The sequence below is a fragment of the Bacillus infantis genome (assembly GCF_008180445.1).
GTDB lineage: Bacteria > Bacillota > Bacilli > Bacillales > Cytobacillaceae > Bacillus_AB > Bacillus_AB infantis_B.
Genome location: NZ_VTER01000002.1, coordinates 1 through 22,086, shown reverse-complemented (window position 1 = coordinate 22,086; position 22,086 = coordinate 1). Strand labels below are relative to the sequence as shown.

At 45.3% G+C, this 22,086-nt stretch carries 22 protein-coding genes; 10 read left to right on the top strand and 12 right to left on the bottom strand.

Annotated elements, in window-relative coordinates; all coding sequences use genetic code 11:
- Positions 1-115: 115 nt before the first annotated feature.
- The 4 genes from FZD51_RS02485 to FZD51_RS02470 all read right to left on the bottom strand — a co-directional run bounded on the left by FZD51_RS02485 (position 116) and on the right by FZD51_RS02470 (position 4,230).
- On the bottom strand, positions 116-637 hold the full coding sequence (locus FZD51_RS02485; RefSeq protein WP_148973327.1) for a YflT domain-containing protein: 522 nt from the start codon (positions 635-637) through the stop codon (positions 116-118).
- 70 nt (positions 638-707) lie between these two features.
- Complete coding sequence (locus FZD51_RS02480) at positions 708-1,904, bottom strand: class I SAM-dependent rRNA methyltransferase (RefSeq protein WP_148973326.1); 1,197 nt, start codon at positions 1,902-1,904, stop codon at positions 708-710.
- Positions 1,905-2,089: 185 nt separating this feature from the next.
- Entirely contained in the window at positions 2,090-3,247 is a 1,158-nt protein-coding gene (locus FZD51_RS02475; protein ID WP_187445626.1) for an MFS transporter, read from the bottom strand.
- 239 nt (positions 3,248-3,486) lie between these two features.
- On the bottom strand, positions 3,487-4,230 hold the full coding sequence (locus tag FZD51_RS02470) for an alpha/beta hydrolase (protein ID WP_148973324.1): 744 nt from the start codon (positions 4,228-4,230) through the stop codon (positions 3,487-3,489).
- Positions 4,231-4,403: 173 nt separating this feature from the next.
- Here FZD51_RS02470 and FZD51_RS02465 point away from each other — a divergent pair, with 173 nt between their 5' ends.
- Complete coding sequence (locus FZD51_RS02465) at positions 4,404-4,589, top strand: hypothetical protein (protein WP_148973323.1); 186 nt, start codon at positions 4,404-4,406, stop codon at positions 4,587-4,589.
- Between the two features lie 181 nt (positions 4,590-4,770).
- Here the strand turns inward: FZD51_RS02465 and FZD51_RS02460 are convergent, their stop codons facing one another.
- The 3 genes from FZD51_RS02460 to FZD51_RS02450 form a co-directional block, all read right to left on the bottom strand.
- Positions 4,771-4,965 (bottom strand): hypothetical protein, encoded by a 195-nt coding sequence (locus FZD51_RS02460; protein ID WP_009792341.1) that lies wholly within the window; start codon positions 4,963-4,965, stop codon positions 4,771-4,773.
- Positions 4,966-5,004: 39 nt separating this feature from the next.
- Entirely contained in the window at positions 5,005-5,910 is a 906-nt protein-coding gene (locus FZD51_RS02455) for a hypothetical protein (RefSeq protein ID WP_148973322.1), read from the bottom strand.
- 113 nt (positions 5,911-6,023) lie between these two features.
- On the bottom strand, positions 6,024-6,257 hold the full coding sequence (locus FZD51_RS02450; protein WP_148973321.1) for a hypothetical protein: 234 nt from the start codon (positions 6,255-6,257) through the stop codon (positions 6,024-6,026).
- A gap of 274 nt (positions 6,258-6,531) precedes the next feature.
- On the opposite strand from FZD51_RS02450, the gene FZD51_RS02445 reads away from it, so the two are divergent.
- Complete coding sequence (locus FZD51_RS02445; RefSeq protein ID WP_148973320.1) at positions 6,532-8,190, top strand: glutamine--tRNA ligase/YqeY domain fusion protein; 1,659 nt, start codon at positions 6,532-6,534, stop codon at positions 8,188-8,190.
- 138 nt (positions 8,191-8,328) lie between these two features.
- The gene (locus FZD51_RS02440; protein ID WP_148973319.1) at positions 8,329-8,754 is read left to right on the top strand and encodes an RrF2 family transcriptional regulator; all 426 of its coding nucleotides are present in this window, start codon (positions 8,329-8,331) and stop codon (positions 8,752-8,754) included.
- A gap of 55 nt (positions 8,755-8,809) precedes the next feature.
- Here FZD51_RS02440 and FZD51_RS02435 read toward each other — a convergent pair whose 3' ends face one another.
- Positions 8,810-9,160: a hypothetical protein gene (locus FZD51_RS02435; protein ID WP_148973318.1), complete on the bottom strand. Its 351-nt coding sequence runs from the start codon at positions 9,158-9,160 to the stop codon at positions 8,810-8,812.
- A gap of 221 nt (positions 9,161-9,381) precedes the next feature.
- Here FZD51_RS02435 and FZD51_RS02430 point away from each other — a divergent pair, with 221 nt between their 5' ends.
- Both FZD51_RS02430 and FZD51_RS02425 read left to right on the top strand, forming a co-directional pair.
- A complete protein-coding gene (locus FZD51_RS02430) occupies positions 9,382-10,089 on the top strand; it encodes a nitroreductase family protein (RefSeq protein WP_148973317.1) in 708 nt (235 codons plus the stop codon).
- Positions 10,090-10,450: 361 nt separating this feature from the next.
- A complete protein-coding gene (locus tag FZD51_RS02425; protein ID WP_009792349.1) occupies positions 10,451-11,944 on the top strand; it encodes a peptide MFS transporter in 1,494 nt (497 codons plus the stop codon).
- Positions 11,945-12,439: 495 nt separating this feature from the next.
- Here FZD51_RS02425 and FZD51_RS02415 read toward each other — a convergent pair whose 3' ends face one another.
- Positions 12,440-12,796 (bottom strand): DUF2383 domain-containing protein, encoded by a 357-nt coding sequence (locus FZD51_RS02415; RefSeq protein WP_262380655.1) that lies wholly within the window; start codon positions 12,794-12,796, stop codon positions 12,440-12,442.
- A gap of 95 nt (positions 12,797-12,891) precedes the next feature.
- Here FZD51_RS02415 and FZD51_RS02410 point away from each other — a divergent pair, with 95 nt between their 5' ends.
- Together FZD51_RS02410 and FZD51_RS02405 are read left to right on the top strand one after the other, a co-directional pair.
- The gene (locus FZD51_RS02410) at positions 12,892-13,656 is read left to right on the top strand and encodes an ABC transporter ATP-binding protein (RefSeq protein ID WP_148973315.1); all 765 of its coding nucleotides are present in this window, start codon (positions 12,892-12,894) and stop codon (positions 13,654-13,656) included.
- The gene (locus FZD51_RS02405; RefSeq protein WP_187445602.1) at positions 13,643-15,565 is read left to right on the top strand and encodes an ABC transporter permease; all 1,923 of its coding nucleotides are present in this window, start codon (positions 13,643-13,645) and stop codon (positions 15,563-15,565) included. The genes FZD51_RS02410 and FZD51_RS02405 overlap by 14 nt, the downstream gene beginning before the upstream one ends.
- 31 nt (positions 15,566-15,596) lie before the next feature.
- Here FZD51_RS02405 and FZD51_RS02400 read toward each other — a convergent pair whose 3' ends face one another.
- Positions 15,597-16,595: a sensor histidine kinase gene (locus FZD51_RS02400; protein ID WP_148973313.1), complete on the bottom strand. Its 999-nt coding sequence runs from the start codon at positions 16,593-16,595 to the stop codon at positions 15,597-15,599.
- Entirely contained in the window at positions 16,592-17,272 is a 681-nt protein-coding gene (locus FZD51_RS02395; RefSeq protein WP_148973312.1) for a response regulator transcription factor, read from the bottom strand. The genes FZD51_RS02400 and FZD51_RS02395 overlap by 4 nt, the downstream gene beginning before the upstream one ends.
- 133 nt (positions 17,273-17,405) lie before the next feature.
- On the opposite strand from FZD51_RS02395, the gene FZD51_RS02390 reads away from it, so the two are divergent.
- A complete protein-coding gene (locus FZD51_RS02390) occupies positions 17,406-17,999 on the top strand; it encodes a hypothetical protein (protein ID WP_009792351.1) in 594 nt (197 codons plus the stop codon).
- A gap of 46 nt (positions 18,000-18,045) precedes the next feature.
- Here FZD51_RS02390 and FZD51_RS02385 read toward each other — a convergent pair whose 3' ends face one another.
- A complete protein-coding gene (locus tag FZD51_RS02385) occupies positions 18,046-18,594 on the bottom strand; it encodes a glutathione peroxidase (RefSeq protein WP_148973311.1) in 549 nt (182 codons plus the stop codon).
- Positions 18,595-18,796: 202 nt separating this feature from the next.
- On the opposite strand from FZD51_RS02385, the gene FZD51_RS02380 reads away from it, so the two are divergent.
- On the top strand, positions 18,797-20,227 hold the full coding sequence (locus tag FZD51_RS02380; protein WP_262380650.1) for a vWA domain-containing protein: 1,431 nt from the start codon (positions 18,797-18,799) through the stop codon (positions 20,225-20,227).
- A gap of 399 nt (positions 20,228-20,626) precedes the next feature.
- Positions 20,627-21,826 (top strand): IS256 family transposase, encoded by a 1,200-nt coding sequence (locus FZD51_RS02370; RefSeq protein ID WP_148973309.1) that lies wholly within the window; start codon positions 20,627-20,629, stop codon positions 21,824-21,826.
- Positions 21,827-22,086: the final 260 nt, after the last annotated feature.

Sequence of the window (22,086 nt, the reverse complement as noted above, 5' to 3'; positions counted from 1 at the left end):
TCAGATATGGTAAATTTTACGCAGGATCTTCTGTCTGTACTGCCTGACACACCCTGAATCAAGCAAAACCCGCCTCTAGAGAAGGCGGGTTCGCGCTGATGAAGGATGGAAGCCCTTAGCGGGAGCCTCTTCTCAGGTTGTTTTGTTCATCTGTTGTATAGACGGTTTGCTCCCCGGATAATGATGGGCTTCCTGACGCGCCGTCCCCTTCATTACCGCTCTCGATCTGGCCTGCTCCATACCACTCATCAGCACCTGTTTCAGCATTGGCAAAAGCAGAATCTGCGTTCACAGCCAGGAGAATCTTGTCATTATCCATATCTGCTGCATATGATTCTACATTTTCCTCAGCAATCCCATACTTTGTCAGCCTTTCATGGGATTCGCCAAAATCGCCGTCCAGCGAGAACGCATCTTTGAGTTTATCCCAGAAAGATTCATCATCATGCTCTTTCGGCGCTGAGCCGGCAGCCTTTTCCACATCTGCATTTGTGTACGAATCAAGGGTGTAAATATCCTGCCGCTTCGAAATGACAGCCAAATCCTTTGAATCATAGCCTTTCGCCGTCAGTTCCCTGATTGCCTCGATCGTTTCATCTATTGAACTGTATACACCGATAATATCCCGTTTCATCATTATGCCTCCTATATGAAAATTATATATAGGCTGTTTACCCTTTAGTGCTGCAGGCAAAACGCAGGCATACTCAAGACAGCTTGCGGATGAATGCCACTTTTAAATAATTCCCTTCCTTGAACTCGCTGATGGTCCGGAAATCCTTTGGCAGGGAGAATTCCTCCAGCAGCTTGTACTTTCCGCCGCTTTCCTTAAAGGCGGCCTCAATAAATCCTTTGAACTTGCTCATTCCAAAAGTGCTGCAGTTGGTAGAGGCGACGATGATCCCATCCTTTTCCGTAATCGCAATCGCTTCCTTCAGCAGGTTCTTATAATCCTTGCTTGCACTGAAGGTATGCTTCTTGGAGCGGGCAAAGCTTGGAGGATCGAGGATCACCATATCGAAAAGAAGCTTTTTCCTTACGGCATATTTAAAATAATTGAAAACATCTTCTACAATGATATCCTGTGCCTCATAGTCGATCCCATTGATGCTGAACTGTTCAATCGTTTTGCTTTTGCTCCTGTTCGCAAGGTCCACGCTTGTCGTTTTCACAGCTCCGCCTTTTGCCGCAAAAATGGAGAATGCCCCTGTATAGGAAAACGTATTGAGGACTGTCCTGCCTTTCGCATATACATCCCTGATTGTTTTCCTGACATCGCGCTGATCAAGGAACACGCCGGTCATCGCCCCATCGTTCAGGTAGATGGCAAAGTTTTCGCCATTTTCTTTGACAATGAGCGGGAACTCTCCGCGCTCTCCTTCAACAAAGTCATCATCCTCCATATAAGAGCCTTTCGCATCAAAGCGTTTCTTTTCATAGATCCCTTTAAAATCAGCCAGATTCCTTAAAGACTGGAGGATTTCCTCTTTAAACCGGTATATGCCTTCACTGTACCATGTCAGCAGATAATAGCCGGCAAAAAAATCGATTGTCAGCCCGCCGATCCCGTCGCCTTCGCCATTGAAAACGCGGAAAGCAGTCGTATCGGAGCTGTCGAAGAAAGTTTCCCGATGCTTAAGAGCCTTCTGAAGTTTTTTCTCGAAAAATCCCTGGTCGATCACTTCTTGCTCATCACGCGTCAGGATCCAGCCGCAGCCCTTGTTCTGCAGGCCGTAATAGCCTTTGCCGATGAATTTATTCCTGCTGTCTGAAAGCCGGAAGATTGCCCCCTCTTCCTTTAAATCAGCAAGATTCTCGATTCTATCTTTATAAACAAGGGGCAGCCCCTTTCTATACTCTTCATCAGAACGCGCCTTCAGACGCAGTTTTATTTCCTGTGCCATATTATCACCCTTCTATATCCTGAGATCAGCCGCCCAGTTTGCCAGCTGAATCTTTTGCTTGTTCTATCTTATCATTCCAGCAGCAGGAGAAGCCAATCGCTGAGAAAATCCTAAAAAAGCAGGGTGTCAAAAATCCCTCAGCCATCCAGCCCAGCAGCAAAAAAGACCGGGGAAGCATCCCGGCCTTATACGGCAGCAGCCTGTTTTTTTATGCTGTTTTTCCGCCTCCGCCCTTCGGCCATGATCATAGCGATGGCGATCAGCAGGAAGATACTTGAGATTTGGAACAGCCTCCCTGTTTCCACGTACTGGGCTATGACGCCGAATACCAGTCCGCTCAAGCCGATGCCAAGGTCGATGGCTGAAAAGAACATGCCATTGGCAACGCCCCTGCGGTTTGGCGGCGTAAGGGATAATGTCCACGACTGAAGCGTCGGAATCAGCGATCCAAAGCCGATCCCGAACAAAATTCCGGCGGCCGCAATCAAAGCATTAGAATGGGCAAAGGACAGCACCCACATCCCGGCGAATGTAATGAGTGTACAGAACAGGACGAGCCCTCTCGGCCCATTTCTGTCAAACCATTTCCCGGCTGCCGGACGCGAGGCCGATGCCAGTACGGCATTGAACAGGTAGAAAAGGAAAATCTGCTCTATCCCCCGCTCTTCCCCAAAAATGACAATGAACGTGACAATGGATCCATAGCCGAAGGTGACGATGACCGTGATAAGTGCGGGGTACCAGCTCGTTTTTTCAATCAGCGATCCTAAATAGGAGAAAGTTAACTCCTCTTTTTTCGCTTCCTTAACCGACTGGGGCGTTCTGTAGCTGACAAGCGACAGGAGTATGATGCTGATAATGCCAAGACCGGCCGATATATAAACCAGATTTTCGAAGCTCGTAACCTGGAATAAATAAATGCCGAGGCTTGGCGCAATGATCATCCCGAGAGTTACAGACAATCCATAATAGCCCATCCCCTCGCCGAGGCGGGAGTCCGGGACAACATCTACTGCTGCCGTCCCGTTGACCGTAGTCGACCATCCCCAGGCAAGCCCGTGCACCAGCCTGAAAAGAAGGAACATAACAACTGCGCCGGAAAGCGGGTAGACCAGCGTGATGATCAGCAGGGCGGCTGCACCGGCCAGGACGAGTGGCTTTCTTGTCCTGTACTCAAGCATATAGCCGATAAAGGGCCTGCACAGAATTGCGCCAGCAGAGAATAGAGTTGTGACCAGGCCGATTTCCAAGCCGGAGGCGCCTATTGATTTTATGTATGGCGGCATTGTCGGGATCAGCATTTGGAAGGACATAAAGACAAACAGATTCCCTGCCATCAGCATGATGAAGGATTTCGTCCATAGTTTTTCTTTTTGGTCGCTCAAGCGGCCCAGCCTCCTTTTCAAAAAATAATCTATTTCTAAAAAATTTTGTTTTATTTCCCTTTGCACAAGGCTTAAAACAAATACTCTATTTAGAATATATTTCGACTCACTAAATGTTAACACAGTTATTTAATTGATGGCAATGCTGTATCTTTGCCCTGCTCCAACAAAAAAAGGCGGCCGCAGCCCCCCCGTTCTTATTGATATTTTTTTATAAACGCCAATGTCTCATCAATGATCAGCTGCTGATCATTATCCAGGGTGGCGACATGATAGCTGTTTTCCATCGTAATCAGTTTTTTGTCTTTGCTTGAGATGCGGTCAAGGATGAGCCGGGAATTATCAGGCGGGACAACGTGGTCTTCGCTGGAAACAAAAATCAATGCCGGACACTCGATGTCAGCCAGCCCTCCTTTTACCAGCTCCATTAACTGGACGATTTCACCGATGGATTTGACCGGGGTCTTCTCATAGGCAAGCTCTTTTACATCAGCCTTCTTTATATCTGAGCCGATGGCATCGAGGAAGCGGACATCCTGCAGGCCTGCTGCCCCTTTCATATCCGAAATCTCTACGGCTGCATTGATCGGGATGATGGCCTTGATTTCGGGATGCTTCTCAGCCATATAAAGTGTCAGTGTCCCTCCCATGGATAAGCCTGTGACAAAAATATCATCGCAGCGTTCTTTCAGCCATTGAAAGCCTTCTTCGATGCTTGCAATCCAGTCGCTGTACTGCGTTTGCTCCATTTCCTCATAATGGGTCCCATGGCCTTTAAGCCTTGGGCCGCAGACAGTATAGCCCGCTTTCGCATATGCCTCCCCGAGCGGCCGCATGCTTTGTGCAGAGCCTGTAAAACCGTGCGAAACCAGGATGCCTGTCCTGCCGCCTTCAAAATAAAAGGATTCTGCTCCGTTTAATACTGGATAGTTATCCGCCATTTCTTTCCCTCCTCTTTCTCACTTTGAAAAAGTTCGACTCCCTATGCCGCAAACCCTGCCAGCTCCGGAAAAAAGCCCGTTTTTCTCTATACACACAAATTTCATTTCCCGTATAGTACTGCCTGCATAGAATACAATAAGGAGAGCATTCGAGTTGGAGGCGGAAAACAGAAATGGATGAATTTAATTTCTCAAAGCTATTTGCCAATGCAGAAAGCTTTTTTCATAAAAAGGGACAGCGGGAGATCCAATACCCAAAAGGCAGCCCCATCAATAAGGTGCACCGGTCCTCCCAAATCGTCGGAAACAGCCACAATATGCAGCAGGTCTTGTCCAAATATCTGGGCATAAAAAAATAACCTGCATACGCAAGTTACAAGAGCCCTTATGGCTTGTCCATCTAAAAAACTATCAGGCCGGAATCAGCGGACCTTTCCGGGTTCCTAAGATACCGCTTTTCGCCCGTGAATCGGGCGTTTTTTATTTCAGCCCTGCCAAATGCCTGCAGCCGGTCCCCTTTGGACCAGCTTTGCCGATTCATCAGGCCTTGGCAGCGAAAAGTCCTTTCACGATGGAGCTTTTCCTTGAAATTGATGCTCCGCGCGGATATTGAATATCCTGCTGGTCTGCTTTTTTATTATAATTGGCAGCATCTTTGAATAACCGATCAAAATCAAAAATGTCTTCCTCGCCACTTGGCTTCTGGACTTTTAACACATGCTTTTTGGCTGACATTTTTAACCACCTCTTTACTATAAGTTTACCTCATTAGGGCTAAAGATTCAATCTTTCCCGAAGCTTTGTAAGCCCCAAGTTCTCCCATGCCCGTTTATGGAGCTCCGAAACAAGGGAAGTAATGCCTGCGACCAGATAGCCGTCATTTTCATTGAATTCAGATCTGTAGCTTGAAACACAAATGACATAGTCGACGACTTCTGTACCGCTTGTATAAATATTTTCCTCTTCTGAGGTGGTATAAACCAGATAATTTTTATCATGGATAACTTCCGGATTTTCCTTGTTGATCGGAATCCCTGTTTTGTATAAGTCCACAAGCTCGAGCGACCTCTCTACAGCCGGAGGAAATGATGCCTGATGAAACTCGGCAAGCGTCATTACTTCAAAGGTAAGATGTTCATCCCATTCACTTAAATAGAATTCCTGCATTTTGGCAAGTGCAAAATCGAGCGCATCATGGAATCTTGGATGCTCTGAATCAAAGCTCGTTTTCAGGACATTCTTGTTTTCTTCCTTCATTAAATACGTCAGGAATTTAAACTTTCTCATCTGGTCATCAATGATGGATATGACTTCCTTCTGGCTCTGGTCCAGGTCAAACTCCAGATTCCCGAGCTTGAAGCGGATGATCCTCCTGGAAGCGGAAGGCACTAAAAGCCAAAGCAGCAGCCATAAAAGCAGGTAGAAAAGATATTCAAAAATGACCTGGAATTTCGGTGACTCGGCAATCGGCTTGATAATCAGGCTTGTGACCGTATCCTGTGCAGCCGCCTGGCCCCCTGCATCCGGCTGGCCTGTGCCATCCGGCAGCTGTGCAGCATGATATAAGCTGATAGCCGCAAACAAAATGATGATCCCTACTCCCGTCCAATACACAATCGCAGACCATTTCCTTACCTTATCTTCAATGACAGGCAGATCTTTAACCATCATCCTTTCCATTTTCATCCCCCTTTAGCCTGTTCGTCATTCAGCAATGTTGGAGGTTTCATGGTGTAATTGAAAGATTCGGAAACGATAACGCTGTGGGTAAAAAAACCATATGATCCATTATATTACCTTAACAGTTTATCATACCAGGAAGATTTCTCCCCTAGTTCTTTCGCTTCAATTGGAGCAGCAGCCTGGCTCAAGGGCAATGAAGATGGGTACATAAAGCTATTGTATGCAGCCGCAGGCCGGCAGGCAGCTTTGCCCAAAAGTTTTTTCCCGCCAAGCCCCTCCGCTTTCCTGATTTTGCTTGCCTGCTCCTTGTTTTTATCCTTCTTAATGAGTAGTATTAAGTTCATGGCATATCTTTTCAGATTCCATTAGACTATAAGTGAACGAGCCCGGTTTTTTTTAGACTATTGTAACTGCATGTTGATTTTGGGCTTATTTTAGCTGTGCTGAAATGCGTGTGAAACAGAGTTTCACACACATGAGCCCAAAATCAACAACAATGTCAATACAACTATTTTAAAAAAGGGCTATTTTAATAAAAAATGTTTGGACGCCGATTGAGCTTCTGGCAAAAAGAATTTATAATTTCCTAAAGTATATAAAAGAAAGGCTGATACTGGTTTGGAACAAAACTCATCCAATTTTATTCGAACGATCATTAAGGAGGACCTGGAATCCGGAAAAAGGAATGAAGTCGTTACCCGCTTCCCTCCAGAGCCGAACGGCTATCTTCATATCGGACATGCGAAGTCCATCATCATCAACTTCGGACTCGCCGATGATTTTAACGGCAAAACCAATCTGCGCTTTGATGACACCAATCCGCTGAAGGAAGACCAGGAGTATGTCGATGCCATTAAAGAGGATGTAAAATGGCTTGGCTTTGAATGGGATGAGCTCCGCTTTGCCTCCGATTATTTTGAGGAAATGTACGAGCGTGCAGTCCTGCTGATCAAAAAAGACCTTGCTTATGTTGATGACCTGAATGCAGATGAAATCAGGGAATATCGCGGAACTTTGACAGAGCCCGGAAAGGACAGCCCATACCGCAGCCGTTCTGTCGAGGAAAACCTGGACCTGTTCAAGCGCATGCGTGCAGGAGAATTCCAGAATGGAGAAAAGGTGCTCAGGGCGAAAATCGATATGAGCTCACCCAATATCAACCTGAGGGACCCGGTCATTTACCGTGTATCACATGCCCATCACCATAACACAGGCGACAAATGGTGCATTTATCCGATGTATGCATTTGCCCATCCGATCGAGGATGCAATCGAGGGCGTCACCCACTCACTCTGCACAACAGAATTTGAGGATCAAAGACCGCTGTATAACTGGGTCATTGAAGCTTGTGAGATGGAAAGCAAGCCGCAGCAGATTGAGTTCGGGCGCTTGAACCTGATCAATACAGTCATGAGCAAAAGAAAGCTGAAGCAGCTCGTTGATGAAGGATATGTGGATGGCTGGGATGATCCGCGCATGCCGACTGTCTCAGGGCTGAGAAGAAAAGGCTTCACGCCTGGCGCCATCCGTGAATTTGTTGAAGCGACAGGCGTCTCAAAAGGTTCCGGAGCTGTTGATACTGCGATGCTTGAGCATTTTGTCCGTGAAGACCTTAAGCTGTCTTCCCCCCGGACAATGGGGATTCTGAAGCCGCTGAAGGTTGTGATCACCAATTATCCTGAAGGACAGACAGAAATGCTTGAAGCGGAAATCAATCCTGAAAATCCGGAAATGGGCAGCCGCCAGATCCCATTTTCAAGAGAGATTTATATCGAGCAGGATGATTTCATGGAAGATCCGCCGAAGAAATATTTCCGCCTCTTCCCCGGAAATGAAGTGCGCCTGAAGCATGCCTATTTCATTAAATGCGAAGATGTCATCAAGGATGAAAACGGCGAAGTTGTTGAAATCCATTGCACATATGATCCGGAAACCAAGAGCGGCACCGGCTTTACCGGACGGAAGGTAAAGGGGACCATCCACTGGGTCGAGGCGTCCCAGGCAGTTCCGGCTGAATTCCGCCTGTATGAGCCGCTGATCCTTGACGAAGAATTGAACAGCGAAGAAAATGAAGGCAAAACCTTCCTTGACCATGTAAATGAAAATTCTTTGGAAATCGTCAATGGCTTCATCGAGCCTAATATGAAGGATGTCAAGCCTCAAGATAAGTTCCAGTTCTTCCGCCACGGCTATTTCAATGTCGATCCTAAGCATACAGCAGAAGATCACATTGTATTCAACCGGATCGTTTCGCTGAAGAGCTCATTTAAATTATAAAAGCAAAACCACCAGCCAGTGGGTGCTATATTCAGGAGGAGAACGGCTGCAGAGCCGTTCTCTTTTTTCTAACAATTTTTTCAAGGGGATTGTCTTTTTAGCAGAAAATACGATACAGTTAAAGCAGAGGTGAGTATATTGAACGAGAAAACACCCTCTGCCTCCAGCATAAGATGGTTCAGCCTGGCCCTGCAGGCCTTGCTTATCATGGCAGATAATGAGGGCCTGTGCCCAAGTGCAAAACTGGCCGACAAAATCGGTTCAGAATCAGGGTTTCTCCGGAAAATTCTGCGCAATTTGGTCAAAGAAGGCCTTGTACAGGCAAAGGAAGGCCGGGACGGCGGCTATTTTCTCGCAAAACCGCCAGAGGATATCAGGCTTTCTGATGTATATGCGGGGATGCGCGCAGAGCCATTTTCAAAAGGTTTCCTGGATGTCAGCAGCAAAGAGTGCTTTGAACCATGCACCCGAAGCGCCTTATCCGGCCTGAAGAATGAAATGGAGCAATGGATCCTGAACGGATTAGAAGAAAAGACCCTTAAAGACCTGATGGGTAAAAAATAAAGGAAACGGGACATCATTGTGTTTCGTTTCCTTTTTTATATTCGCGCAGCGGCTGTTAATGAGATACGTATAATAGAAATACCATGATGATGGAGTCAATCAGTATCAGCCACAAAAAAATATAGAAAAGTCTCCGCTGTGTAAAATACAGCCGGACCAGCATGAAGTAGGCAAAGCCTGCTGCAAAAACAAAAGACAGAAATTCCTCCAGCTTTTCTCCCTTCAGGACCAGCCTGTTATCATAATACAGCTTCAGCTCTTCATTCAATGAAAAAGGTACAGTAAAAATGCTGGCCAGCAGGCCCAGCAGCATGAAGCTCCCGGCCATGTTGAGCAGTTTTTGAAAGGATATTCCTTTATCAGCCTTCAGCATCTGCTCTGAAGCCGGCTTATAATCAACCTGCAAAACCATCCCTCCTTTTATAACATTTACGGGCCGGGATACAATTGGTTTCAGCTTTCTGAGTCAGGAAGGCAATCCTATTCTTACAGGAAACTTCTCAACGGCAAATAGACAGTCCTCCCTTTTCATGCATATTTTATCGGAAAATAAACTGTGTTTGACAAAAGAACAGTAACGCCATATACTGTTCTTGTAATAACCACAGTTAAAGGGAGATGGCATAGATGAGTGATAATACAATGAGCAAAGAAGAGTATTTAAATAAAGTAAAAGATCTTGACCAAACCACTGAAGCTCCAAAGGAGCTGGAAGATACAGATTTCTTCACGGTGGCAAAAGAGCGCCGCTCTGTCCGCCAGTATGATGCCGATTATATGATGGAAGACAGCGAAATCCGTGAAATCCTTGAAGCAGCCATCCTGGCACCGTCTTCTTCTAACCTCCAGCCATGGAGATTCCTTGTCATCAAGGACCAGGAAGCGAAAAAAGAACTGCTGCCAATTGCAAACAACCAGCAGCAGATCACAGATGCTTCTGTCGTCGTTGCAGTACTTGCTGATGTAGATGCCTATAAGAATGCAGGCGAAATTTACGGAGGCCTTGTAAAGATGGGCCGCATGACGGAAGAAATCAAAGATTCCTATGTAGCATCCATCATGAAAACCTATGGCGGTTTCTCTGATGAGAGAGCGCTTAAGACTGCCATGATCGACGGCGGCCTTGTCTCTATGCAGCTGATGCTGGCAGCTAAAGCAAAAGGCTATGACACGGTTCCTATGGGCGGCTATGACGAAGGGAAATTTGTTGAAGCCTTTAATGTACCGGAAAACTTCAAGCCAGTGATGCTTATTTCCTTAGGAAAAGGCAAAAAGGCCGGCTTTGAGAAAAACCGTCTGCCTTTGGACGATGTTTTAAACTGGAACAAATTCTAATCAACTTGCCCGGGCCTGAATGCCCGGGTATTTTTTGCGGATTGATTCAGGAGGATATAAATGGGAATTGTTTATCACTAAATGATTAGTTTTATTCTCCAGAAGGGCATCTTATAAACAGATAGCCCGAAAGCTGCAGAAGTGGCAGGATCCAGCGCCTGAATTAGCCTACCATCAATGATTCATTTATCCTGGTTTGAGGCAAAAATTATAGGGTAAACTCTCAATTGTTTCCAAATAAAGAAAGAGGAGTAGATATATGGTATAGATGCCTGGTACTTTTTTATTATATTCCTATAATTTTTTGACAATCACAATTTAATTTTAGTATGATGGTTTTTGTACTAAAGGAGGCAGAAAAATGACAGCTTTTGATAAACAGAAAATTGTGAATAGCGTGCCGCAGAAAGGCTTTTTCGGCCACCCCAAGGGCTTGTTCACGCTCTTCTTCACAGAGTTCTGGGAACGCTTCTCCTACTATGGGATGAAAGCAATCCTGCTATACTATATGTATTACGAAGTATCTAAGGGCGGACTTGGGATCGATGAGACGACAGCCGCTTCTGTAATGGCCGTGTACGGCTCACTCGTATATATGTCCGGGGTAATCGGAGGCTGGATTGCCGACCGTATACTCGGAACTGCCAGGACTGTATTCTATGGCGGGGTCCTGATCATGCTTGGCCATATCGCCCTTGCATTCCCTGGAGGCATTACGGCCCTGTTCATCTCCATGGCATTGATTGTCATTGGTACGGGACTATTAAAACCTAACGTTTCGAGCGTTGTCGGCGACCTTTACAGCAAAGAAGATGTCCGCCGTGATTCCGGTTTCTCCATTTTCTATATGGGAATCAACGCTGGTGCTTTCATTGCACCGTTAATTGTCGGAACAATCGGTGAAAAGTATAACTTCCATTGGGGCTTCGGCATTGCAGCAATCGGTATGCTGATTGGATTGATCACTTATCTTGCTACAAGAAAGAAAAATCTGGGGCTTGCAGGCAGCTATGTACCAAACCCGCTGCTCCCTGAAGAGCGCAAAAAAGTATTCGGCCGCATTGCCATTGCCGCAGTTATTATTGCTATTATTGCTTTTATCAGTATTTCAACCGGGTTCTTAACGATTAACCGCTTCACGGTACTGATCAGTATCCTCGGGATTGCCATTCCGACAGCATACTTTATAGTGATGTACCGCAGTCCGAAAACAACTTCAGATGAGCGGTCAAGGATTATCGCCTACATCCCGCTGTTTATAGCATCGGTTATGTTCTGGGCGATCCAGGAACAAGGTTCCATCATCCTTGCCCAATATGCGGACAAGCGTACTGACCTGGACTTTGCAGGGATCCATCTGCAGGCGTCATGGTTCCAGTCCCTTAATCCATTGTTCATCATCGCACTCGCACCATTGTTTGCGTGGCTTTGGGTTAAGTTAGGAAACAGGCAGCCATCAACGCCTAAAAAGTTCTCACTTGGCTTGATTTTCGCGGGCTTGTCTTTCCTTGTCCTGATTATCCCTGCTTATATGAGCGGCGGAGAATCATTAGTTAATCCATTATGGCTTGTACTGAGCTTCTTCCTTGTCGTTATCGGTGAGCTGTGCCTGTCCCCTGTAGGGCTGTCAGCTACAACAAAGCTTGCGCCGGCGGCTTTCTCAGCTCAGACGATGAGCTTATGGTTCTTATCCAATGCAGCGGCACAGGCGGTAAATGCTCAGCTTGTTAAGCTGTATGATCCTAATAATGAGATTATGTATTTTGGTACGCTTGGACTTTTGGCTGTCGTTTTAGGCGGCGTCCTGATTTTCATGTCTCCTTCCATTCAGAGATTGATGAAGGGTATTAAATAAAAAATGCAGTGCATCGATGCACTGCTGAGGCTGCAGACAAATTCAGGAGACCTGAGTTTGCCTGCAGTCTTTTTTTGCTTATAAATGAAGTCTGCTGATTTCCGTTCCAGGCACTTCGCTTTCCGCGGGGCGACGCTGAGCCTCCTCGCGCTGCGCGCTGCGGGGTCTCAGCCTTGCCGCTATCTCCCACAGGAGTCTTCGTGCCTTCCACTCCAATCAACAGGGTTTGATACGTGTTTTTGCTATTCCAATTACAATTTTATGTAGTTCTTTGATCAATGACATGGATACTTCCTCAAATGTAGTCTGCTGATTTCCGTTCCAGGCACTTCGCTTTCCGCGGGGCGGCGCTGAGCCTCCTTGTCGTGCCTCCTGCGGGGTCTCAGCTTTGCCGCTGCATTCCCGCTGGAGTCTTCGTGCCTTCCGCTCCAATCAGCAGGGTTTAATAATTTGTTTGGCTGACCCCTCTAGTAACCCTTACCTTTGGGGAGGGCTTCAGACTTTGCCCTTCAATGTATTTAAATACTCCACATGCTTCCGGTCTGTGTCGAGGACTTTTTCGACTAGACGGCGGCTCTCCGGGTCGAGGTCGCCTCTTACGTTTTCTTCGGACATTTGAATGGCGTAATAGTCTTCGCCGGTGAGGGTTTTATCGAGGGCTGCATTCTGCTTATGCTCCTGCTGCATCCTCTGGAATTCGGCTCTGACACCTTCATCTGCAATTTTTTCAATGAAATGCTCGTAGGCATGGATACCCATGTACATCCCTTTCAAAAACTTGTTCAGCTCCTTGGCAACTGAGTGATTGTCCACCTTGCTTCCTCCATTTTCTGTTTCTGACAAAAATGTCATCTTTAGCCTTCATATTGTAAGCTTAAGCTATGGATGGCATACCTGATTTCTCATATAGTTAGCTTAGAAAAAGAAAATTCAGGAGGAATTCCGCCATGCTTCTTCGTGCAAAGGGAATCAGGAAAACATATGGGACTAAGAATAACTTGTATAATGCGCTTGAGCATATTGATCTTGAGATAGAAAGAGGGGAATTTACAGGGATCATGGGGCCATCCGGTGCCGGGAAATCAACACTGCTCAATATTCTGGCTTCGATTGACAATCCCTCTGCAGGCAGCATCCATATCAAAGATCAAGATATCCTGCGGATGGAGGAGGAAGAGCTGTCCCGTTTCCGGAGAGAGCAGCTCGGCTTCATCTTCCAGGATTTTAACCTGCTGGATACTTTGAATGTAAGGGAAAATATCACTCTTCCCCTTGCTTTGTCAGGAATGGCATCCAATCAGATTGACGCAAGAATCCAAAAGCTTGCACAATGGTTTGAAATTGAAAGGATATTAGAGCAGTATCCAAGAGAGATTTCAGGCGGGCAAAAGCAGCGGACCGCTGCAGCACGGGCGCTGATTACAGAACCTTCCCTTCTTCTTGCCGATGAGCCTACAGGAGCCCTTGACTCCAAGTCCGCATTTGGACTGCTTCAGGCGCTCCAAAGGCTGAATGCAGAGCAGCAGGCAACCATCTTGATGGTGACGCACGATCCCCTTGCAGCCAGCTTTTGCAGCAGAGTGCTTTTTATCAAGGATGGGCATATCTTTACAGAAGTTCGCAAAGGTGAGTCTGATCGAAAGCAATTTTTCCAGCAGATCATCGATATTCTTGCTGCTTTGGGAGGCGGTGGCTGCCATGACGCTATTTGAACTTGCCAGACGCAGTTTTAAAGGCAACAGGACCCAGTACCTGCTGTATTTTAACCCAATGGTATTCAGCATCCTTATTTACTATACGTTTGTGTCACTGCAGTATAATCAGGGTATTTCATCGTCCGTTACTGCTTTGGGCAAGCTTGAGCCTGCCTTTGCTGCGGCTTCTGTTATGCTGCTGGCTTTCGCGGCAATCTTTATTTGGTATTCTAACGCCTACTTTATGAAAAAAAGGAAAAAAGAAATTGCCCTCTATGCCTTATACGGACTTAAAAAGAAACAGATTGGCCGCCTGCTCTTCTTGGAGCAGCTGATGATAGGCGCTTTCGCCCTGTCTGCAGGCATTGTGTCAGGTATGCTGATGTCTAAATTCTTTGCCATGCTGCTCATAAAAGTAATGGGCCTTTCCACTATTACCGGCTTTGCTTTTTCCGGGGCTGCCATCCTGCAGACCTCTGCTGTTTTTTCTTTGATCATCCTGCTCACTTCGATTTATAATTTCAGGCTTGTGTACAGGCATACACTGCTCGAGCTGTTTCAGGCCGAAAAGAAAGCAGAAAAACAGCCGAAAGGCTCTGCTATGGGCGCTGTGCTCTCACTGCTGCTGGCTGGTTCAGGCTACTTTCTTCTTTTGGAGCCTTCAAGCTCCGGTGTATGGAAAGACTTTGGCTTCCTGGCTATTTTAGTATCACTGGGAGCAATCGGCCTTGGGACTTTCTTATTCTTAAACTGTTTTATTATTATTCTGTTAAAACGCCTTAAAGCGATTAAGAGGGTTTATTATAAAGGCATCAATTTAATCAGCCTTTCCCATTTATTATTCAGAATTAAAGGCAATATTCTGGTGCTGACAATCATATCCCTTCTCAGCACCTTTACATTATTCACAATTGGAACGGCTGGCAGCCTCTACTCCAACATGAATGCACTTGCCAAAAAAAACTACCCGCTCAGCCTTTTGTATACCGTACAAAGCGGAGAGCAGAATGAGCATATTTTGAAAATGATCGAAAAAAATCAAAAAAACCCTCTCCAGTTTGCCTCTGAAATCCCTTATCTTGCTGTAAATGCGGATTTGTCGGCAACAGGCAGGTATCCCGATGACTACCCGGCTCTGCTCATTCCCGAGGCTGCCTATAAAAAACTCGCGGACGGACTCGGCCAGAGTACCTCACCTATATCCGGGGAAAATGGAGCCATTGCCTTTTATGATGGGAACCTGAAGCAGGATGAAGACCCTTATTCAGGAAAAAACATGGTGCTGCCCGGGGGCAGGGAGATTCGTTTTACTTCATATGAAGAAAATCCGCTCCTTAACCAGGGTTTGTATTCGTTCCCGGTCGTCATAACTGATGAACTCTATCGGGAGCTGAGGGGAAATTATCCTGAAAACACTTTACAGGCTGTCAGCTGGAAAAATGATAAGAATGCCGGAACAATCGCCAACCAGATTCAGGCCTATTATGATAGTGAAATGCCTGATCTGGAGACAGCCATTTTTTCGACCTTCTTCCATCAGCATGAGAAGCTGATGCAAATATATGGAATCCTTATTTTTATAAGCAGCTTTCTCGGATTGACATTCCTGCTCGCAACCGGCAGCATGCTTCACTACAAACAACTGTCAGAGGCTGTCGCAGACCAGGACAGATATAGAGTCCTAAAGAAAATTGGAATGGGCAGAAAGCAGATCAATGCCGCCATTCTGAGGCAGCTGTTCCTTATTTTCGCTCTTCCGTTCCTGGGCGCTGTCCTGCACAGTTCTGTCATTATGCTGGCATTGACGCGGTTCCTGAAGATAGACACGCTGATTCCCTTCATTTTAGCAGCGGCTTTGTATGCACTGATTTACTTTGTTTACTATTTCGCTACAGCAAGAACATATAGCCGCATCGTTAATGAATGAATAATGAAAGCAGCCCGTCATAAGGCTGCTTTCATAGTTTTTCTATATAAGGATCTCTCAGATCAGGGAATAGGATCTCAAACGAGCAGAACTGACCTTTTTCTGATCGGCAGACAAGCTTATGCCCCAGCTTCCCGGCCAATTCATTGGCCAGATACAGCCCCATTCCTGTAGAAGCAGCCATCTGCCTGCCGTTTTTCCCTGTAAATCCTTTTTCAAAAACACGGGGAATATCCTCCTGCGGAATACCAATCCCGTTATCACGGATCGTGAGCTTCCTCTCAGCAGGCTGGATGCAGATACTGATCATGCCCCGGTCTCCTGTATACTTCAGTGCATTACCGATAATCTGGCTGACAATAAACAACAATGCTTTTCTGTCTGTTAAAACAGAAAAAGGCTCAAGGGACAGCTCCAGTTTGATCTTTTTAGAAAGAAACAGCTTCATATGCTGCTTGGCGGCATCCTTGATTGTCTGCTGGATATCAATCTCCTGGATCAAATAATCTTTATTAAAATGGCTCAGCCGGGATACGTACAATGCCTGCTCCGCAAAATGCTCGATCTTGCGCATTTCCTCTGCAAGACTATCAATATCTCCGTCTGTTTCGTAATGCATCCTGCTGACAGATATCGGTGTTTTTATCTCATGGAACCAGAGTGCCATATACTCAAGCCAGTCCTTTTGATTCCTCGCCAAGGCATCTTCTCTTTCGTGCTGGTTCATATACTGGCTCCGGAAAAGCTGCAATATCAGGAGCTCTTCCTGAGACATGCCCCGCCACTCGCCAGGCAGGCTGTCCTGTTCAACTGCAGGCGCCAAATGACTATAAAACCTCATCTTGGAAAAATAGCCGGCTGCCAGATATACAGCTATAACAATAAGAGAAATGGCTGCCATATAGAGCAGACTGGAGGGCCGCAGGGCTGAACCGGGCTCAAGCCAGACGATTATCCAATTGAAAGCTAATATAATACAGATGGCAGCCAGGTGCGCCCTTTGGTCCAGCAGATACTTCCCCCAGCTCATAGAAGCATATACCCCAATCCTTTTTTCGTAGAAATTCTGTCCTTCAATCCTGCTGATTCAAGCTTTTTCCGTAATCGCCCTACATTGACGGTCAAAGTATTATCATCTATGAATTGCTCATCCTGCCAAAGCGCCCGCATGATTTCATCACGGGAAACAATCTGTTCAGGCTTTTTCATCAGCGTATATAATATCAGGAACTCATTCTTAGTCAAAGAAACCTCCGTCCCCTCGTAAATAAAAGCCGCAGTTCCCAAACTAAGCGATATTGGCCCTGCAGTAATGAGATCGGTTTCCTTTTCATCTCCCTTTCCCCTGCCGGCCCTTCTTAGAACCGCATTGATTTTAGCGACCAGCACTTCCAGCGAAAAAGGCTTCTGGATGTAATCATCGCCCCCCATATTCATGGCCATGATGATATCCATATTCTGCGAGCGTGAGGAAATGAATATAACAGGCACATCAGACATCTCTCTTATTCTCCCGCACCAATAATAGCCATCCCGTTCAGGAAGATTGATATCAAGGAGGACCAGATCCGGACTGCAGGCGCTGAACTGCTCAGCTATCATGCTGAAATCATCGACTGGCGGCACTGAAAAGCCCCAGTTTTTTAAAAATTGCCCGATAAGCCCTCTCATTTTGCTGTCATCTTCAATAATCATGATTTTCTGCATCGGAATTTATCCTTTTCTTTTTCCTTAAGTATACAAAACTCCCCATTTTCATGGTAGGATTTTCAATAGACTGAAATTTTTATATATTCCACATCAGGCAGTCTGGTATTATCAAATCAGAGGTGGTTCAACAATGTCCAGCAGCTATACCATTACTAAAAAAAAGAAACGGGACAAAAATCAATATATCCTTGGCATTTCCTTTGTTCTTCTGTTGGGATCATTCTTTATACCGCTGGTGGTGCTGCTCCCTCTTCAGCAGGCCCTGTATCATCCATTCGGATACTGGTTTCTGGAACCGCCGAGATCAGCCTACTTTATATTCACCGGCTCCCTCATTTTATTAAGCCTCAGCCTGCTCCTGATGATTTCCGGCTTGGCAAAAAATAAAATGGCCAAGGGATTGATTGCAGCGGGCATCTTTGCAAGCATCCTGCTGTCCGTCTTGAGTGTAGACCATTATCACTATATGAACGGCAATGGCATTTATATCAATCCCTTCTTCGGCTTTGGCGAAAAGGAATTTCTGTGGGCGGATGTAGAGGAAGCGAAGCAGATTGCAGTTGAAGAAAAAAATGGACTTAAGGATAAGAATCTGACATTTGTGTTTAAGGACGGGGAACAGTACAGCTTCCTCATTACAGAAACCGTCCGGAAGGCTTATCCGATCTTTAATGTGAAGCTCCAGGAAAAGGGCATCCAGGTGACCAGGGAGTTTCCGGAATAACTGCAGACACAAAAGGAGCTCCGGCAATCGGAGCTCCTTTTTGCTATCAGCCCAGCAGCTGTTCTATGTCCGCTTCCATCTCGAACGGATCTGTCGTAGCCTCAAACCTTTTCACCGCATTTCCCTCTCCATCAACTAGGAACTTAGTGAAATTCCACTTAATTGAGTCGCCGAACAGGTATTCAGGATGCTTTTCCTTCAACAGAGGAATGAGGATTTTTGCAACCGGATGATTCTCATTGAATCCTTGGAATGGCTTCTGTGCAGTCAGGTAATTGAATAAAGGATGGGCATTTCCGTCGCGCACATCCATTTTTTGAAACATCGGGAATGATACACCATAGCGGAGCTCACAGAAGGATTGGACTTCCTCGTCACTCCCAGGCTCCTGATTATCAAATTGATTGCATGGGAACCCCAATATAACCAGCCCTTTTTCTTTGTAGCGGTCGTAAAGCTTCTGCAGATCCTGATATTGAAAAGTAAAGCCGCACTGGCTTGCTGTATTGACAATCAGCATTACTTTCCCCCTGTATTCCTCCAGAGAGATTTGTCTTCCGTTCATGGCCGGAGCTGAAAATTGATAAACACTCATTGTAATTCCCCTATCTGTATAGTCATTATATAATAGTTCTTTATAACCATAAAGACATTTCCCTTGTTTAGAAAGTTTAAACTCTCTGGACCTCTTTTTTCCTATATTTTTAATAGAGCAGGTTACTAAATGCCTGATTTTGGGTAAAAAAGGGCAGCAGCTTAGTAAATATTGTAAAATCTCTAAAGAGGAGGGCAGAATAATGAAAAGAAAAATACATATTCTTGCGAGCTTATTCGCACTTCTATGCATCCTGGTTCTGGCAGGCTGCAGCGGGGAAGATGAAAAGGCTTCAGGCGAAAAGAAAAATGATGCACACCCGGAGGAAGCCCGGGAACAGGAAACATCTTCCGATGAAAAGATACCAGAAGCAGCGGATGATATTGAGGGCATGGTCGCACAAGAGCCTGGAAAGATACTTGAAGGCAAACTGGAACCTGAGGTGGAAATTGCCGATCTATGGGACTCCAAAAAATATACCGGCTTTAATGAGCAGACACTCCAGCCGGCAGCAGAAGAAGAAATGAAAGCATATTTCTCTGAGCACAAGGATTTATCCGGCAGCCAGGTATACGACTACCTGGTCTATCAGCTGGGCTCAGGCTTGTACCAATCCTACTATGATGAACTGGTTTCCTTTGAGCATGGTCATGAGATGCCAGAACTCCCTGATGGAGAAGATGAAATCCAGCAGGCAAAGAAGCAGAAATCTAATATAGTCATCTTAATGGATGCAAGCGGAAGCATGAAAGCTGATGTCAGCGGCGGCAATAAAATGATGCTTGCCAAAGAAACCATCAAGGAATTTACAAGTTCTCTGGAGGATGATGCCAGTGTTTCCTTAATGGCGTACGGCCATGTAGGAACAGGGAACGATGAAGATAAAGCTGAATCCTGCAGCCGCATAGATGAGGTATTCCCTTTGGGGGCCTATGAGAAAACTGCCTTCAACCAATCCATGGATTCATTTGAGGCCAGCGGCTGGACCCCGCTGGCTGGAGCGATTGACAAAGCACGTGAGCTTTTATCCGCCTATAACAGCACGGATTATAAAAACACCATCTATATTGTCAGCGATGGGGTTGAGACCTGTGACGGAGACCCTGTAGAAGCAGCACGGCAGCTTCAGGGCAGCAATATTGAGGCAAAGGTCAATATCATCGGCTTCGATGTTGATGACGAAGGGCAGCAACAGCTGAAAGAGGTTGCGGAGGCCGGCGGCGGAACTTATGCGACCGTAAGGGATAAAGACGAGCTGGAAGACCAGGTGCTGAAAAAATGGAAGCCGAGCCTGGGGCAAATATTTTCCCAGCTGGGAATACCATTGCACGAGACGGTAGACCAGAAAGAAAGGCTCCTTGATATATCCAACCCGATCAGATTGATATCAGATAGAGAGAAAGACAGGATTAAAAGTGCAGTATCCTTCCTGGAGAGCGAAGAGCTGATCAGTCCTGAAGCGGCAGAAGAAGCAGAGGAACTGGCGGAAACCAGGCATGAAATCCGCGACTCGCATTTCAAGGACTTATACGAACAAAAAGAAGAAGAAGCACAAAAGGCAAGAGATGAAATCAACAGCAAAGTAGAAGCCTGGAAGGATAAATGGTATGAGGTTTTAAAGAACGAAAACTAATGCGAAAAGGCCCCGGACATTGCCGGGGGACAGTGCGGAAAATGTTGTGTAAATAAGTATGAAAGCAATCCTCCTTGGCGAGAATTAGGATAAATAATTTTGTCGAGGAGGATTTTGTTATGAAATTACCAAAGGAAGTTGTTAAAGATCTTGTAAAGGAAAAAAAGTTCACAAGCACCAATGAAATCATGGAGACCATCAAAGAAATGTTTTCTGATATTTTGGAAGAAGTACTCCAATGTGAGATTGAAGAGCAGCTGGGTTATGAGAAGCACCAACGCCGGAGTAATGGGCCCAGCAATTACCGNGACAGTGCGGAAAATGTTGTGTAAATAAGTATGAAAGCAATCCTCCTTGGCGAGAATTAGGATAAATAATTTTGTCGAGGAGGATTTTGTTATGAAATTACCAAAGGAAGTTGTTAAAGATCTTGTAAAGGAAAAAAAGTTCACAAGCACCAATGAAATCATGGAGACCATCAAAGAAATGTTTTCTGATATTTTGGAAGAAGTACTCCAATGTGAGATTGAAGAGCAGCTGGGTTATGAGAAGCACCAACGCCGGAGTAATGGGCCCAGCAATTACCGAAATGGCGCAACTAAACGTAAATTAAAAACGCAATTTGGTGAAGTTGAAGTAAGTGTTCCCCGGGACAGAAATGGCTCGTACGAGCCACAAATTCTGGACAAATATCAAAGGAATGCCGATGGTTTGGAAGAAAGAATACTGTCCTTATATTCTCATGGAATGTCCACTAGGGATATCCAGGAACAGGTCAAGGATCTCTATAACCTTGAAATCTCATCTGAATTAGTAAGTAAAATTAGTGAGARAATTATGCCTCAGGTGAATGAGTGGCAAAGCCGTCCGCTTGAAGCCTATTACCCTTTTATTTTTATGGATGCCATCCATTATAAAATTCGYGATAATCACCAAATTGTCTCGAAAGCAGCCTACATTGTTTTGGGAATCAACAATGAAGGATATAAAGAAATACTGGGGATCTGGGTTGGAGGAAATGAAAGCAGTAAGTTTTGGCTAGGTGTGTTGAATGATTTGAAAACCCGCGGGGTGAAAAACGTTAATCTCTTCTGTGTTGATGGGCTTACAGGCTTTAAAGAAGCCATTGAAGCTGTGTATCCATTTGCCGGTATTCAACGCTGTATCATTCACCAGATTCGCTCAAGTACCAAATATGTATCTTATAAACACTTAAAGGAATTTGTCGCTGATTTAAAGCTAATCTATACTTCAATCAACGAAGAAACGGCAAGGGAAAGATTGATGGAATTTAAAGAAAAGTGGGGGAAAGAATATCCTTCTTCGGTTAGGTCCTGGGAAGAAAATTGGGATATTTTGGCCRCCTTCTTTGCATATCCACCAGAAATTAGGAARATAATATATACTACGAATATTATTGAGGGTCTTCACCGCCAATTTAGAAAAGTAACAAAAACTAAGTCTATTTTTCCTAATGATGACAGCTTAAGAAAAATGCTTTATTTGGCCGCTCAAAATATTACGAAGAAATGGACAATGCGTTACCGTAATTGGGATATGATATTGAACCAGCTTGAGATCTTAAACCAAACATCATGATTGGGGACTCTGTCCCCAAACCCCTGAAGTTTATCGCTTTTGTTTTCCCTAAAACGGACAAACAAAAAAACGGACAGCATAATCTATCCGTTTTAGTGTAAAAGCCATAAAACCGCTCAGGTTGCACTTCTGCATTGCCCTATCCTGTTTTATGGTAAAAGGCAATTATAGTATTGCCAGCCTATATCTTTTTATACCTATAATTTCTTGCCTTGAGAAGATTGTCGAATATTACTTACACAAGATTTTACGCAGACCCT

Bases quoted from the DNA above. Each gene is read 5' to 3' on its own strand.
- FZD51_RS02485 (WP_148973327.1), bottom strand. From the start codon at position 637: ATGATGAAACGGGATATTATCGGTGTATACAGTTCAATAGATGAAACG.
- FZD51_RS02480 (WP_148973326.1), bottom strand. From the start codon at position 1,904: ATGGCACAGGAAATAAAACTGCGTCTGAAGGCGCGTTCTGATGAAGAG.
- FZD51_RS02475 (WP_187445626.1), bottom strand. From the start codon at position 3,247: ATGCTGATGGCAGGGAATCTGTTTGTCTTTATGTCCTTCCAAATGCTG.
- FZD51_RS02470 (WP_148973324.1), bottom strand. From the start codon at position 4,230: ATGGCGGATAACTATCCAGTATTAAACGGAGCAGAATCCTTTTATTTT.
- FZD51_RS02465 (WP_148973323.1), top strand. From the start codon at position 4,404: ATGGATGAATTTAATTTCTCAAAGCTATTTGCCAATGCAGAAAGCTTT.
- FZD51_RS02460 (WP_009792341.1), bottom strand. From the start codon at position 4,965: ATGTCAGCCAAAAAGCATGTGTTAAAAGTCCAGAAGCCAAGTGGCGAG.
- FZD51_RS02455 (WP_148973322.1), bottom strand. From the start codon at position 5,910: ATGGAAAGGATGATGGTTAAAGATCTGCCTGTCATTGAAGATAAGGTA.
- FZD51_RS02450 (WP_148973321.1), bottom strand. From the start codon at position 6,257: ATGAACTTAATACTACTCATTAAGAAGGATAAAAACAAGGAGCAGGCA.
- FZD51_RS02430 (WP_148973317.1), top strand. From the start codon at position 9,382: ATGAGTGATAATACAATGAGCAAAGAAGAGTATTTAAATAAAGTAAAA.
- FZD51_RS02425 (WP_009792349.1), top strand. From the start codon at position 10,451: ATGACAGCTTTTGATAAACAGAAAATTGTGAATAGCGTGCCGCAGAAA.
- FZD51_RS02415 (WP_262380655.1), bottom strand. From the start codon at position 12,796: ATGACATTTTTGTCAGAAACAGAAAATGGAGGAAGCAAGGTGGACAAT.
- FZD51_RS02410 (WP_148973315.1), top strand. From the start codon at position 12,892: ATGCTTCTTCGTGCAAAGGGAATCAGGAAAACATATGGGACTAAGAAT.
- FZD51_RS02405 (WP_187445602.1), top strand. From the start codon at position 13,643: ATGACGCTATTTGAACTTGCCAGACGCAGTTTTAAAGGCAACAGGACC.
- FZD51_RS02400 (WP_148973313.1), bottom strand. From the start codon at position 16,595: ATGAGCTGGGGGAAGTATCTGCTGGACCAAAGGGCGCACCTGGCTGCC.
- FZD51_RS02395 (WP_148973312.1), bottom strand. From the start codon at position 17,272: ATGCAGAAAATCATGATTATTGAAGATGACAGCAAAATGAGAGGGCTT.
- FZD51_RS02390 (WP_009792351.1), top strand. From the start codon at position 17,406: ATGTCCAGCAGCTATACCATTACTAAAAAAAAGAAACGGGACAAAAAT.
- FZD51_RS02385 (WP_148973311.1), bottom strand. From the start codon at position 18,594: ATGAGTGTTTATCAATTTTCAGCTCCGGCCATGAACGGAAGACAAATC.
- FZD51_RS02380 (WP_262380650.1), top strand. From the start codon at position 18,797: ATGAAAAGAAAAATACATATTCTTGCGAGCTTATTCGCACTTCTATGC.